We start from the raw sequence: 14,219 nt of genomic DNA on the forward strand, positions 1-14,219 counted from the left end.
TAATTTTCTTTATTATGATTAAGGATTTTATTTAATTTTTGACTGCATTTTTAAGGCTTAATACCACTTCCCGCCCGGCATCTTCTGCTTCTTTTAATTTATCCGGTCTTTGCTCAATCGTGCCGAAGTTATCCATTCCTTCTGCAGTGATATTTGTTGTGTATTCATATCCTGCATCGTTGAAAAACGCTCTTACAACAGGAAATGCAGCATCAAAGACATCTTTTCTGTTCATACCGGCGGTTGATACAAAAACTCCCTTATGGGTCTTTAGGTGCTCCTCATCAAATGAGAGATTTTTCAGCACAAATTTTCTTGCCCACATATACTGTCCTCTGTCGATGAATGCCTTCATCTCGGCAGTAATTGTCATAGAATAAATCGGGGATGCCAGAACAAGAACGTCTGCTTCTGTCACGATTCTGTTAAGAAGTATTTTTAGATCATCGTTTAATACGCACCTTCCTGTTCTGTGGCATTTATTGCATCCCTGACAGCTTGTATATAAAAGATCTTTTAACTTTATCTTCTCAGTTTCTGCTCCTTCTTTCTCTGCTCCTCTAAGAAAGCTTTCAAGGAGCTTTTCTGTATTCCCATGAGTCTTCGGGCTTGCTGTAATTCCTATTACTTTAACCATTTTTATTTCACCTTTAAATCCCTGATTTTTAAAATTGCATCTTTTCCTAATTTTTCCGCTAAAATCTTTGCATCAGAGTGCTTTTTTATTTCACCTTTTTTATCAACACTGTTAATCATGAGATATTCTGTGTTCTTTTCAGTGATTTCACAGAGATGAAAAAAGCATTTTACAACCGGAATTGCGGCATCGAAAACAGTGTCCCAGTCCTGTCCTGCTGTTGATAAAAAAATCCCCATTCTTTTTCCTTTATTTTCCGGAGGGACAACGGGCTTTTTAAGTACATATTTAATCGAGCGAAAAACCTGCATCCTGTCTATTAAGGCTTTTGCCTGCGAACAAACACTCATACAGTAAATCGGCGCTGATAAAACAACAATGTCAGCCTCTTTTATTTTTTCAAGAAGTGCGGGCATGTCGTCTTTTATTACACAAACTCCTTTTTTTTCGCAGGCATTGCATCCGCGGCATGGTTTTACGTCATAATCAGACAAAGCTATTTTTTCAGTTATTACATCTGATTCATTTGACATTGCTTCTAAAAGAAACTCCAACAGGTCCTCAGAATTTCCATGCCGTCTTGGACTTGTTGCAAATCCGAGAACTTTTATTTTCATAACCAGTTTGCTAATTAGTAAATATTAATATAAATACATTGATGAGTAGTGATATTTCATTTTCAAATGTGTTTTGGCATGTAAAAATCAAATAATCCTAAAAAAATTTTATGCAATAATAATTTTTTTCCGTTATGAAAGTCAAAATTCTGACACTGATAAAAACTGGGGAAATAACTGATGAATCGAAATAAAATTGAGGAAAATAAGGCATTGTCTAAAAAAACAGAAAATTCAGAAAACTCAAATCATAAACCTTCAGAAAATGTCCTGGAAAAGACTCCCGAAAATATCCCAGAGAGTAATTTCAAATGCCCTTTCTGCAGTCCTGACCCGGCATCAGTCATTGCTGAGTCAGAATTATGTTATGCAAAAAAAGATGATTTTCCGGTTCTTCCAGGTCATGTTCTGGTAATTCCAAAGAGACATTTTTCATATTATTTTGATGCAGAAAAATCCGAGCGTGATTCAATGTGGGATATGGTATCTTTATGCAGGGAAATTTTGGATAAAGAATACTCTCCTGACGGCTATAACATAATCATCAATGCCGGAGATGCCGCATGGCAGAAAGTGATGCATATGCACATCCACATAATTCCACGCATGTCTGGTGAAAAAGCACCGGAAAAACTTCAGATGTATAAAGTCTGAAATTAGCAGATATCTGTGAAGTCTGAAGGGCAAACAAAATCTAAAGCATAAAAAAAATCATTTGTTTACATGAAATATAATTTCATGAACGTTTTTCATGAAAATGCCTATGAAAAACGATTTTTTTTTTGGTATTTTTTTTGGTATTTTTTTTTCAATTTTTTTTGTAACTAAACCTTTTTAAAGCAGAGATACCAGTCCTTGCATTCGTAGCCCTGTGAAAGCCTCTCATAAGATTCTTTCTGGGTTGCAGGTGCAGGAACAATTACCTTGTCGCCCGGCTGCCAGTTTGCAGGTGTTGCAACATGGTGCTCATCGCTTGTCTGGAATGCCTTTAAAATTCTTACAATCTCAGGCATGTATCTTCCGTTTGAGAGCGGATAATAAATCATTGCCCTCATCTTACCTTCAGGATCGATGAAAAATACCGCACGGACTGCCGCAGTTGAACTCTGTGCCTCATGAATCATTCCATAGAGTTTTGCGACATTCATGCTCAAATCTGCAATTATCGGGAATTTTATATCGACACCCATCTTTTCTTTTATGTTTCTGACCCATGCAATGTGAGAGTGAACGCTGTCAATCGAAAGTCCGATTAACTGAGTGTTTAATGCTACAAGTTCATCATATATCTCTGCAAAGGCCATGAACTCTGTTGTACACACCGGCGTAAAGTCTGCCGGGTGTGAGAATAAAACAACCCATTTTCCTTTGTAATCTGAAAGTTTGATTGGACCCTGACTGGTTACTGCCTCAAAATCAGGTGCAGGCTCACCTATGATTGGCATTGAGCGTATTTCTGCACATTCACAATATTCCATATCCATACACATTTCCCTTCCCTCTGTCAAATTTTAGATTTATTTATAAGCTTCCTCAAGCTTTGTTTTGCCGTATACATACGCAGGCATTCCTGCAAGGAGGAATGCGACTCGAAGACCTTCATCTATCTCTTCTTTTTTGACACCGAGATTTTTTGCACCGGCAATCTGTGCATAGACAGCATGCTCGTCACGTAGTGCCGCGGCAATTGCGATTGCAATTATCTTTTTCTGCTGTCTTGTAAGTGCTCCGTCATCCCATACAAGATGGTCAAATGCAAGAATTTTCTCATGCATCAGAGGATCTGTTTTTTCAAGCTCTTTGAAAATAACAGGCACTTTTCCAATCTTTTTTCCAAGTTCATCCATACTTCCTTCACACATTTTTTGATCACTCCGTTTCAAGAACCATAGGCTCGCCGCAACATACAAGTTCGCCGCCGCCGGCCTCTTTTACTTCAACTACATTCCCACAAATTTCGCAGACAAAAATTTCGCCTTCCTGACTTACATTCGTCATCAATATACCCCCTGTTTTAAAGTAAGATTTTATTTATCTTTTTGGAGGATTTTTTGCATCTTCCGGTGTTTTGATGTCTGTTCTTATATGAGTGATGGGGAAGCAGTTGTACATTTCGCATGCACAAGCCGGACATTTTCGTAAATCCTGCTGGGAATCGTTTATTTCGTACTCAAGACCGCAGTCTACACAAACGTACTTACCTTTGCCGACTTTGTCTCCGGCTTTAACTTGTTTTGGTGTTTCACTCATCGTTCTCACCTTAGACTTTCATTAGGCTGTATCTATTTATTTGTTTTGACCCTGTCAGTTTTATAGTATAATTATACGATTGGATTGTCAGATCAAAAAAATCGGGTTAATTATAAATTCTTCAAGATTCTGATAAAAATAATTATGACCTGTCAGATTATTGCACTTATGGGAAGTCCGATTCCGGATGGAAATTGTGGGAAACTTTTAGAAAAAGCAATTTCCGGTGCGAAAGACGCCGGATGCAATGTTGTAAGGGTTGATGTTCCCTCTCTTAAATTTTCACCCTGTATGGAGCATTTTTACTGTGAAAAAAATGAGGGCTGTATGATAAATGATGACTTTTCACCGTTTTTAAAGCGATTTAAAGGGGCTGACGGCTTTATTGTAGCAATGCCTGTAATGACAATGGGAGTTCCCGGTGCACTGAAATCATTTATGGACAGATTTCAGGTATATTTTATGGCAAAATATGTGCGCCATATGCCTGTCATTACAAAGGAGCAGAAAAAATGGAGAAAGACACTTCTTCTTTCGATTGGCGGGATGAATATTCCAAACGATTTTGATGGAATAAAGCTTACAATGGATGCATTTTGTGATATAATTGACGCTCCGCTTTATGGTGAGGTTCTTCAAAATGATATGGATAATATTAAGGATATAACAACACGTCCTGAAGTTTTGCAGGCGGCATATGATACAGCCTTTGAGATGTGCTCTGCAATAATAACCGACAAGGATAAATATCAGCCTTTGAATGAATAAAAAAGTCTAAATCCTTTTTATTTAAAATCTATGTCTTAAATAAGCCCTCTTTTTTTAAAGCTTACATATCCTCTGTTTGCAACAATCAGATGATCCAAAACTTCTATTCCAAGAATTCCACCGGCCTCGCAGAGTCTTTTTGTAACATCTATATCCTGTGATGAGGGCTCAGGATTGCCTGAAGGGTGGTTGTGAACAAGAATCACTGAAGCACATCTGTCAGTTATTGCATCGGCAAATACTTCCCTTGGATGAACCGGACTGTGATTTAAAAGTCCTACAGTTATGATTCTGTCTTTGATTATTTCTCCGGCGCCGTTTAATGTCATACAGATGAAATATTCCTGCGTTTTTCCTTTAAGGTAGTTAACGGCTGGAAGCACATCTTCAGGGCATGTCACTTTGATTATCTTTTCATCAGAGTAACGGCGGAAAAGTTCAAATGCGGCAACAATCTGTGATGCTTTTGAAAGACCCATTCCGCCGATGTTTAAAAGATCCTGCAAGTCCGGTTTTCCATCGGTTTCGTCAAGTACTTTTTCAATGTCTGATGCTATTGCATTGACATCTCTTCCGGGAATGCCGCGTCCGATTATAGCGGCAATAAGTTCCCGGTTTTTAAGACTTTGCGGGCCAAGCCTTGAAATCTTCTCACGGGGTCTGTCCTGTTCGAGTGTGTCTTTTATTGTTTTTATTCTTGGCATTATCTACCCCGGATTCTCTGAAATTCTGATATCTTCTCTATTATTATTAGTTTTAACGATTTTATCCTCCGGGATTTAATAAAAGCTGTAAGAATTGTTAATGTATTGTCCTGTGTATGATTTTAAACAAGGTATTTTTATGGCTTTAAAGCTATCAAATCAATCTGAAATACGCCTGATTGAGACGATAAGAAAAATCAGTATATTCAGTGAAACCTATATTCTTCGACATTTAACGAAAAGTTATTCGACCGTAAACTATATAATTCTTAATGATTAATAGTGTAAAAACCACTATGCGGTTATGAGGGAGCAAACAATGAATGAAGAAAAAGTAAACCTTAAGGCCCCGGTGTATATCCCTGATTCCTCATACCGTGATTACAGATGGATGGGGGATTATGAGACGGTATACCGGGAGTCTGTAGAAAACCCTGAAAAGTTCTGGGAAGACATAGCAGGAGAGCTTGAATGGGATAAAAAATGGGATAATGTTCTGGAATGGGATTATCCCGATGCCAGATGGTTTTCAGGAGCAAAATTAAACATTACGGCAAATTGTCTTGACAGGCATGTAAACAACAGTAGAAAAAACAAAGTAGCCATTATCTGGAGAGGAGATGACGGGTGTGAAAGGGTTTTTACATATCGTCAGCTTTTCCGGGAGGTAATGCGGTTTGCAAACGGTTTAAAAAAGCTTGGTATAAAAAAAGGAGATCGTATCTGCTTTTATATGCCGTTTGTTCCTGAGCACATAATTGCAATTCTTGCCTGTGCAAGAATAGGTGCTGTTCATACAATTGTTTACGCCGGATTTGGATCTGATTCCCTGCATCAGAGAATTGTTGATTCCGAGGCAAAACTGGTGATAACAGCCGATGTCAGCATCAGACGCGGTAAAAGAATCGATTTAAAAAGCATTGTTGATGAGGCAATAGTAAATGCGCCGTCTGTTGAGCGTATTATTGTTTACAGACGAACAAAGCCTGAAATCGAACTTTACGCCGAGATGGAGCTTGACTATTACTCCCTGATAAAAGGTGAGAGCTTTCACTGCGATCCTGAGATTATGGATGCAGAAGACCCGCTGTTTATCCTCTACACAAGCGGCACAACAGGAGTACCAAAAGGTATCCTGCACACCTGCGGTGGATACATGGTCGGCACCTACTACACCTCAAAGTACGTATTCGATATAAAAGATTCTGACGTCTACTGGTGCACGGCAGATCCGGGCTGGATTACAGGACACAGCTACCTTGTTTACGGACCTCTCGCAGTTGGAGCAACGATATTGTTCTCTGAAACAACTCCTGATTATCCTGATCTTGGAGTATGGTGGGAGATGGTGGAGGATTTTGGTGTTACCATCCTCTATACTGCGCCAACAGCTATCAGGATGTTTATGAAGTATGGAGAATCATGGCCTGACAAATATAATCTTGAAAGTCTGAGAATTTTAGGCTCTGTTGGAGAACCTTTGAATCCTGAGGCTTTCGAGTGGTTTTACAGAGTCATTGGAAAAAGCAAACTTCCAATTGTTGATACATGGTGGCAGACCGAGACGGGTATGCATATGATAACAACTATTGTAGGCCAGCCTATGAAGCCCGGATTTGCCGGAAAACCGATTCCCGGAGTTGTTGCAGATATAGTAGATAATGAGGGAAATCCTGTAGAGCCGGGCAAAAAAGGAAAACTGGTAATTAAAGCGCCATGGCCTTCGATGATGAGAGATGTCTGGAACAACCGGGAAAGGTATGAGCATTACTGGAATGACATTCCCGGATGCTACACGGTTGGTGATATGGCTGTTAAGGATAAAGATGGCTATATTATGATTATCGGCCGATCTGATGATGTCATAATTGTGTCCGGGCATAATATTGGTTCAGCCGAGGTTGAGTCAGCCCTTGTTGATCATAAGGCTGTATCTGAGTCTGCGGTTGTAGGCATTCCTGACGATCTGAAAGGAAACCTGATTGTTGCATATGTAATACTAAAAGAGGGTTTTACCGGAGGTGAAAAGTTAGAGAACGAGCTTAAATACCATGTCAGGATGACGCTTGGCCCGATTTCAATGCCGTCTGACATCCGGTTTGTACAGTCACTTCCAAAGACCAGAAGCGGCAAGATAATGAGGCGTGTTTTAAGAGCACAGGAGATGGGAGTAGATCCGGGAGATCTTTCAACTCTGGAGGATTAAAACAAATCTTCAGATTCATTTTTAACTCCAAACCTCTTTTAACCTCCAAAAATCTTTTAAATTCCAACATATTTTTAATGAAAAACTCCTTTGAAATAAATAATTATCTCATCATTACAGCACACCTTTTCATATTTATCAATAAGCTTTCATGAAACAATTGCTGTATGAACCTCTTTTTTAGGTAAAACGTCCATGATAATTTTTTTCATGCACTGGTTTCATGTAAGTTACGAAGTAACTTTCATGTAAAATCATTTATAGAATAAAATCCTTATTTCTCGTAATAAAAGGTGAAAAAATAAATGACAACAATGGATAATGCAAAAGATGCATTTGCCGGTGAGTCACAGGCAAACCGCAAATACACTAATTTTTCAGAAAAAGCTGCTGCAGAAGGTTTTACAAACGTTTCTAAACTATTTAAGGCCGCGGCAGAGGCAGAAGCAATTCATGCGAAGAGACTTTTGTTTGTGATGCAGAAGGTTGGCTCAACAGAAGAGAATCTGAAAGGATCTGTTGAAGGGGAAACAGATGAGTTTGAGACAATGTATCCGTCATTCGTGGAGATGGCTGAAAAAGAAGGAGAATCTGAAGCAAAGACTGTATTTACTCACGCAATGAAGGCAGAAGAAGTACATGCCAAAAAATACACAGAGGCTCTTGAGGCTGTATCAAACGGTGATGATTTAAAGGTCAAAAAGATATTCCTCTGTCCTGTATGTGGAAATATTGAATTCGATGAGATTCCTGAGCAATGCCCGATTTGTGGTGTTCCTGCAAGAATGTTTAAGGAAATTGAATAAATTATCCTTTTCCTGTTGGTTCTTCTCCATTTTTCTTAAAGTTAGGACTATCCAAAAAGAAAAACAACTTAGAGAATAACCTCAAATTGTGATGATATGTCCAATAAACATTACAAATGTAGGGAATGTATCTCTACATTCACATCTATGTTTTCATTTGTGGGCTTTAAGATTATTGATCTGGAAGATTTCATCAGTTTCTTAGGTTACTGGTCTTGACTGGAAGACAATCAAAGCTAATCGATTATTAGCAAGGGAGGGGACAGGCCCCTCCCTTAAACCCACCCCGCTTACGATAGGTCACCGGAGGGGGGCTAGGCCCCTCCGGCTCCCGGGGATGTTGTGTACATCGCGACAAATCAATTCCAAATTAGGGTGATCAGAAATATGGCGAAGAGTCTTCCTGTTTAATTTTTTTATTAATAATTTAGTCATTTTTATTACTTACAAAACCGGGTTTTTTAGATAATTCCGTGGATTCTCTTAAATCCTTCACAAAAATCCTAATCAAAATCTTCTCCTAAACATTCTCCTAAATTCTCTCCTGAATATTCGGATGTCAATTTTAAGGGTATGTAAAATTTAAGACATGAAAATTTAAGACATGAAAATTTAAGACATGAAAATTTAAGACATGAAAATTTAAGATATGTAAAATTCCGGAATAAAAAATGATAAGCCATCTTTAAATAATATTGAAATTTATAGCAGTATCATGACAGATGTAAAAGTATATTCGACAAAAGCCTGTCAGTACTGTCGCCTTTTAAAGGCCTTTTTAGACAGGCACAACATTTCATATAAGAGTATTGATGTTGGCGAAGATCAAAACGCGGCTAAGGAGATGATTGAGCTTACAGGTCAGTATGGTGTTCCTGTAACTGTAATTGACGGTGAGGTCATAATTGGTTTTGATACTGAGCGTTTAAATGAGATTTTCGGAAGCGGAGATGCACCCGACACATATGATGTTTTGGTAATCGGCGGCGGGCCGGCAGGTCTTACTGCGGCAATGTACTGTTCAAGAAAATTTTTGTCCTGTATGATTATTACGGAAAACATCGGCGGGCAGGCGCTTGAATCATGGTCAGTTGAAAATTATATGGGATTTAGGGTGGTAACAGGCGGAGATCTCATGCAGAAATTTGAGGAGCAGATAAAGACAAGTGATGTCAGAATTGAGCTTGGAAGTGTTACAGGAATTGTTGATGAGGATAAAATATTTACAGTTGATACATCATCAAATAAGAGATTCAGGGGAAAAGCAGTAATTCTGACATCTGGTGCAAAACCCCGCTGGCTTGGCGTTGAAAATGAGGACAAGTTCATCGGCCGGGGAATTAGTGTATGCGCAACCTGTGACGGGCCTTTATACAGGGGAAAAGATGTGGCAATTGTAGGCGGGGGAAATCATGCCTTAACAACCGCAATTGAGATGAGTAAAATCGCAAAAGACGTCAGCCTGATAGTTAGAAGCAAAATACGTGCAGATGAGACTTACATAAAACAGCTTGAAAATATAAACAATATCCGCATATACAAAAATTATGTGGTCTCAAAAATATCCGGCGATAAAAGCTTAGAGTCTGTTGTGATAAAAGAGAGGGATACAAACGAAGAAAAAGAGCTGAAAATTACAGGTATGTTTATCGCGGCCGGAAATACACCAAACACGGATTTTTTAGATGGATTTATCGAGCTCAATAATTCAGGCGAGATTGTGACAGACAAAAACGGAAGAACTTCGAGAACCGGTATCTTTGCGGCAGGTGATGTGACTGATGTTGAAGGAAAGCAGATTATTATTGCGGCGGGAGAAGGAGCTAAGGCGGCTTTAAGTGCATATACATATCTCGTCAGTCAATAATTGAATCCCAATACTAAACTTAAATCCCAATACTAAAAACCAGAAAAAAAGACGAAAAATGAGATTAAATCGGATATAATATTTTAATTTATCCTTTTTCCTAATTTATCTCAGTCTGACTGTTTTTGGGATGTTAAATTCTCAATCTCGTATGCATCTGCCATTATCAGATTGCATTGTTCATAAAAGAGATGAACTGAATCCAAAAATCCTTCATAATTTTTTGTTCTTACCTGTGCTTTTGCTATACGGTAGGTTTCAAGAGGAATGCTGATGTCTTTTCCATGGTTTCTCATCTCATTTAAGACATATTTCATAAAAGAAATTTCATAGTCGGTATCGGGCATTTCATCCGGTGAAGGTGTTAGTTGCTGACTGTTAGTCTTCGAAAACGCCTGTTGTGCATTATCTGTACACCCTGAAGTGATAACTGTCCCTGATATGAGAAACAGCAGAAATCCTGTTTTTACTATTTTTTTGATGCACATATTTTTCACTAATTTAAACCTTTTTTTGTAATTTTTAAAATTTAAGTAATTTTTAAGACTTTATGTCTGATTTTTTTAAATCTTATTCTGACTTTATTTCAAATTTTAAAAATCTTTATTGACTTTTGTGTCTTTTCTTTGTGGATAAACGTTATAAATGAAATATATGGATTTTATTCATTCGTATAACCGGCAGGTTAAATAGAAAAAATATTAAACAATTTAAATACTAAACAAAAGAAAATCCTGATAAATAAAGTGGCTTTTTAGTCAGATTAAATCATATTCAACAGATTTTTAAAGTTTTAGAGAAGAGAGGTTTAAATTCTTTTTTACTCTGAACAAAAAAAGATTTGGATTTCTTTTTTTGTTTTTTTAATTTTTTTTTGATTAATGGACAAATTTATAATCACTGTTTTTTTGTTTATGAAAATTAATCTGGCTTTTTTCTGGTTTTTATGGCTCTTATCATTTAGCTGTTTTTATCAGGTTTATTGGATTTAAATCTCCTGCAAAATCTGCCTGGTTTTTTTGCATGAATCTCTTCATGCATTTCTGGAGTCGAGTTTTTAGCCTGGTTTTAAATTTTAATTTGCAGGAGACTTTTATATTATAGGAGCGGTTTTAGATTACATCCGCGTCGGTTGTATTATGTCTGGTGATTTTGGATTGTGATCCTACCTGATTTTGGTCTGTCGAATCAATTGCAATAATTTGATTTGATGATTCTTTCGATTTCAATGTCTGTGCATCACCTCCGGTTTGATAATTCAGGACGACTATTCTGCCATTTCCTGAATCAGTGCCCGGCATTATGCTCTGCCGACACACATTTTTCTCAGACGGGTCATTGGGAAAACATCTGTCAGATGCTCCCTTGCCATCCTTATATCAAAATCAATTCATGTCCATATAAAAGGATAAAATGGTAATCTTTCATTCGTATAACCACCGGGTTATATATCAGTAAAGGTTAACAAAAAAAGAGGTTATTGTCTTCTTTATTTCTCTTAAAAACGTCCATGATATTTTTTTTCATGCACCGGTTTCATATAAGTTACGAAGTAACTTTCATGTAAAACGCACATGATGAGCTTTTTTCATCACACAAAAAAAGATGAAAATCTTTCTGAAATCCCGACTTTCACAGCAGCTCAATAATTACTAAGGAGAATCTCCCTGTTGATAATCTTTTCCTATGAAGATTATTCCAATAATATAATTCCTTTTTGGATTACTCCTCACGATTAAGGTTGTTTCTTATTTCCTCAAGGCTTTTTAAAAGTTCATGTATGTCGTTATAGCGCTCGCCGGGGTTTTTCGCAAGCATTTTCATTATTGTATCATCAAAAATAAAATCCTCTTCTCTGTTTTCTGACGGCTTCATAGGTGTCCTGTATAATATCTCATCACTCATCTCTGCAACGCCGACGCCAAAAAAAGGCCTTTGTCCAACAAGTATCTCATAAAAGAGGATTCCCATCTGGTATATATCAGTCCTCTTATCCGGCTTTCCAAATTTCTTTGGCGAAATCTGTTCGGGAGCTGCATAATTTAGGGAAAATCCTATAGTTGTAGTGTCATTTCCGTCTCCAAGGATTTTTCCAAGACCCCAGTCAGTAATTTTTGGAATACCCTCTTCTGTAATCAGGACATTCTGCGGTTTAATATCCCTGTGGATAATATTTCTGGCATGTGCATACAAAAGACCCTGTGCAATTCCGTATATAATCTCAAGTGATTTTTTCTGTGATAATGGAAGATCTAAATCAGAGACTGTACGTGATACATATTCCATTTCAACAAAAGGAACAGGAAGGATGTTTACCGAATATAGTTTAACGATATTTGGATGCGATAAATCCTCCCATATTCTCATCTCTTTCATAAAAAGACGGCCTGTTATCTCATCAAAATTAATCGGCACTTTAACTGCGACAACTTTCCCGTCAGACCGTCTCTTAGCCCTAAATACCCGTGCTATACCGCCTTTTCCTATGAATTCAACATCCTGGTATCTCTCTTTTAATGAATCAGGAAAATATGAACTTCCAAGACCTGATGAGAGTATTGAGTCTTCATCCGGAAATATTACAGTTGAATCCTGATTTATTGAAGAGATTTTTGTCTTATCGTTTCCGTAAATTTTATAGCTGTCATCATAGTTTTTCACCCACAGGCTCTCAGAGTCCTTGAAAAGCCGGCTGAAAACGACAGGCAGGAATACTGAAAGAATCAGAGCCGCAGGATATGCAATTGATGTAATTGGTCCAAGATCAAGCGGTGCAGTGTATATCGAGATGAAAAACATAAAAGTTGTTGCAGCGGCAAATTTTGGGTGAAGCCTGTTTAAGAAAACCGGCATTTTAGATCTTATAATGCCGAGACATATAATTCCTGACGATGCAATCAAAAACGCTGTCATCAGAATGAATATAATCTGAATGTAGCCAAAATCAACATTGTTGTAAATCAGCTTTGAAGTATATGATATAATTGTATACAAAAGAGCTGTTGCAAGGGCAAAGTATCCTCCCTCAAAGAAAAAGAGCTCAACTTTTCTTGTTCTCCTGACAGGATAAAGTGTTCCAAACCCGCCTGCAAAGGCTAAAAGTCCGGCCGCGACACCGGAAATTATCAGCATTAAAAATACAACTTCAAATGGCGACTGAAGTGAAAAGACATTCTGCGGCTGGACCAGAGAACCGGGTTTTGGAGGTGCTGTATTGTTTGTCAGATTCATCTCAGGAAATTCTGCCGGAGAAGGGGGGCGGATATGTGGGATGTGAGTGTTATTTTGCGTGTTGTTTATATTCGTATCAGTGATTACCGGAGGTACAGGTGAATCTGTTGGTAATGTTCCTATGGCTGTTCCGGCAGGTGCAAGAGGATTGTAATTTGAATTATGTTCAATAAGCGGGTATTCGTCCGTCAGGAAATTTGATGTATAAAATAAATTCTGCCAGTAATTGCTTCCACCTGTTGCAAGGTTCTGAAGGTTGATGCTGTTTAAAAAAAGCTGATTTTGTGTACCGCCGGATAACTGACTGTTGTAAGGACTATAGACTAAATCTCCGATTCCGTTGTTATTCTCATCTTTTCCGTAGTAGTCGTTCCAGTAGTTGCCAAGCGATGATGTAAAATTCTCTCCTGAATAGATGTAAATCATGCTTGAAGTTGACCATCTAATTGAGCGGGACAGGGATTTTGCGTTGATTGTGTTTTCAAAATTGTTAAGATAAACTCCGCAATCTGCGGAATCATCGATGAAAAGTCCGATTCTGTGCCCTTTTATTGTATTTCCTGAAACTGAGGTTCCTGCTGATGAAAAAAGTGTAATTCCAACAGGTGTTTTTAATATTTCATTGTCAGCTATGATGTTATTATCAGAATTTACGAGGATTGCGCACTCTGAATCGCCTCTTATTACAAAACCTTCGATAGTTGTTCCGTCAGCATTTATTCTGATTCCTGACTCGCCGGCGGTGGTTATTATCTCAGGTTTTTTGCCGTCTGAATCAACTCCGATAAGAGAAACGGGTTTGTCAATTACGATATTTCCAAAATATTCGCCGCTTGTGACAATTATTGTCGAATCCGGTTCTGCAGAATCAACTGCGTCCTGAAGTGTCGGATAGATATTCTGACCAACTCTTATTTCGCCTGCAAAGACCGGTACTGCAAGTGATGATAAAAGAAGTAAAAAAAGAAAAAAGAACGGCAAAATCAGCCTTATTGTCACTGAAGTGTTGATAGCAACCGCTGAATTTTGCGAAGTCATTATTCTTTCCTCCTGACCTGTCAGGGCTTTTAATTATACTCTGCCTCAAAAGTTTAGATGTGTTTTGGTTTAAGTTCAAAGTTTTCATTTCAGGC

The 14,219-nt window shown here is 38.0% G+C and carries 15 protein-coding genes; 5 read left to right on the forward strand and 10 right to left on the reverse strand.

From position 1 onward, the window contains the following. Positions 1-31 precede the first annotated feature (31 nt). Together L1994_RS00270 and L1994_RS00275 are read right to left on the reverse strand one after the other, a co-directional pair. Complete coding sequence (locus L1994_RS00270; protein ID WP_278099704.1) at positions 32-637, reverse strand: flavodoxin family protein; 606 nt, start codon at positions 635-637, stop codon at positions 32-34. A 2-nt stretch (positions 638-639) separates the two neighbouring features. After that, positions 640-1,254 carry a flavodoxin family protein gene (locus tag L1994_RS00275; RefSeq protein WP_278099705.1) on the reverse strand — a complete coding sequence of 205 codons (615 nt, stop codon included), beginning with the start codon at positions 1,252-1,254 and terminating at the stop codon, positions 640-642. 180 nt (positions 1,255-1,434) lie between these two features. On the opposite strand from L1994_RS00275, the gene L1994_RS00280 reads away from it, so the two are divergent. Continuing rightward, a complete protein-coding gene (locus L1994_RS00280) occupies positions 1,435-1,908 on the forward strand; it encodes an HIT family protein (protein WP_278099706.1) in 474 nt (157 codons plus the stop codon). A 170-nt stretch (positions 1,909-2,078) separates the two neighbouring features. Here L1994_RS00280 and L1994_RS00285 read toward each other — a convergent pair whose 3' ends face one another. From L1994_RS00285 to L1994_RS00300, 4 genes are read right to left on the reverse strand one after another with little or no spacing between them, the layout of a single operon-like run. Next, on the reverse strand, positions 2,079-2,744 hold the full coding sequence (locus tag L1994_RS00285; protein WP_422656665.1) for a peroxiredoxin: 666 nt from the start codon (positions 2,742-2,744) through the stop codon (positions 2,079-2,081). Between the two features lie 27 nt (positions 2,745-2,771). Next, positions 2,772-3,116 carry a carboxymuconolactone decarboxylase family protein gene (locus tag L1994_RS00290; RefSeq protein WP_278099708.1) on the reverse strand — a complete coding sequence of 115 codons (345 nt, stop codon included), beginning with the start codon at positions 3,114-3,116 and terminating at the stop codon, positions 2,772-2,774. A gap of 7 nt (positions 3,117-3,123) precedes the next feature. Continuing rightward, positions 3,124-3,252, reverse strand: coding sequence for a desulfoferrodoxin FeS4 iron-binding domain-containing protein (locus tag L1994_RS00295; protein ID WP_278099709.1), 129 nt, complete (start codon positions 3,250-3,252; stop codon positions 3,124-3,126). A gap of 33 nt (positions 3,253-3,285) precedes the next feature. Further along, positions 3,286-3,504 (reverse strand): hypothetical protein, encoded by a 219-nt coding sequence (locus L1994_RS00300; protein ID WP_278099710.1) that lies wholly within the window; start codon positions 3,502-3,504, stop codon positions 3,286-3,288. Between the two features lie 144 nt (positions 3,505-3,648). On the opposite strand from L1994_RS00300, the gene L1994_RS00305 reads away from it, so the two are divergent. Beyond that, positions 3,649-4,272, forward strand: a complete 624-nt coding sequence (locus L1994_RS00305) for a flavodoxin family protein (protein ID WP_278099711.1) — start codon at positions 3,649-3,651, stop codon at positions 4,270-4,272. Positions 4,273-4,307: 35 nt separating this feature from the next. Here L1994_RS00305 and radC read toward each other — a convergent pair whose 3' ends face one another. Then, complete coding sequence (gene radC / locus L1994_RS00310) at positions 4,308-4,976, reverse strand: RadC family protein (protein WP_278099712.1); 669 nt, start codon at positions 4,974-4,976, stop codon at positions 4,308-4,310. A 319-nt stretch (positions 4,977-5,295) separates the two neighbouring features. Here radC and acs point away from each other — a divergent pair, with 319 nt between their 5' ends. The 3 genes from acs (at position 5,296) to L1994_RS00325 (ending at position 9,855) form a co-directional block, all read left to right on the forward strand. Further along, complete coding sequence (gene acs / locus L1994_RS00315; protein ID WP_278099713.1) at positions 5,296-7,182, forward strand: acetate--CoA ligase; 1,887 nt, start codon at positions 5,296-5,298, stop codon at positions 7,180-7,182. Positions 7,183-7,487: 305 nt separating this feature from the next. After that, the gene (locus tag L1994_RS00320) at positions 7,488-7,988 is read left to right on the forward strand and encodes a rubrerythrin family protein (protein WP_278099714.1); all 501 of its coding nucleotides are present in this window, start codon (positions 7,488-7,490) and stop codon (positions 7,986-7,988) included. A gap of 715 nt (positions 7,989-8,703) precedes the next feature. After that, a complete protein-coding gene (locus tag L1994_RS00325; RefSeq protein ID WP_278099715.1) occupies positions 8,704-9,855 on the forward strand; it encodes an FAD-dependent oxidoreductase in 1,152 nt (383 codons plus the stop codon). 110 nt (positions 9,856-9,965) lie between these two features. On the opposite strand, the gene L1994_RS00330 is transcribed toward L1994_RS00325, so the two are convergent. From L1994_RS00330 to L1994_RS00340, 3 genes are all read right to left on the reverse strand, one after another. Further along, a complete protein-coding gene (locus tag L1994_RS00330; RefSeq protein WP_278099716.1) occupies positions 9,966-10,352 on the reverse strand; it encodes a hypothetical protein in 387 nt (128 codons plus the stop codon). Positions 10,353-10,967: 615 nt separating this feature from the next. Next, entirely contained in the window at positions 10,968-11,156 is a 189-nt protein-coding gene (locus L1994_RS00335) for a hypothetical protein (protein WP_278099717.1), read from the reverse strand. A gap of 421 nt (positions 11,157-11,577) precedes the next feature. Beyond that, on the reverse strand, positions 11,578-14,124 hold the full coding sequence (locus L1994_RS00340; RefSeq protein ID WP_278099718.1) for a protein kinase domain-containing protein: 2,547 nt from the start codon (positions 14,122-14,124) through the stop codon (positions 11,578-11,580). Between the last annotated feature and the right edge of the window lie 95 nt (positions 14,125-14,219).

It is taken from the genome of Methanomicrobium antiquum (assembly GCF_029633915.1).
In the GTDB taxonomy this organism is placed as follows: Archaea; Halobacteriota; Methanomicrobia; order Methanomicrobiales; family Methanomicrobiaceae; genus Methanomicrobium; species Methanomicrobium antiquum.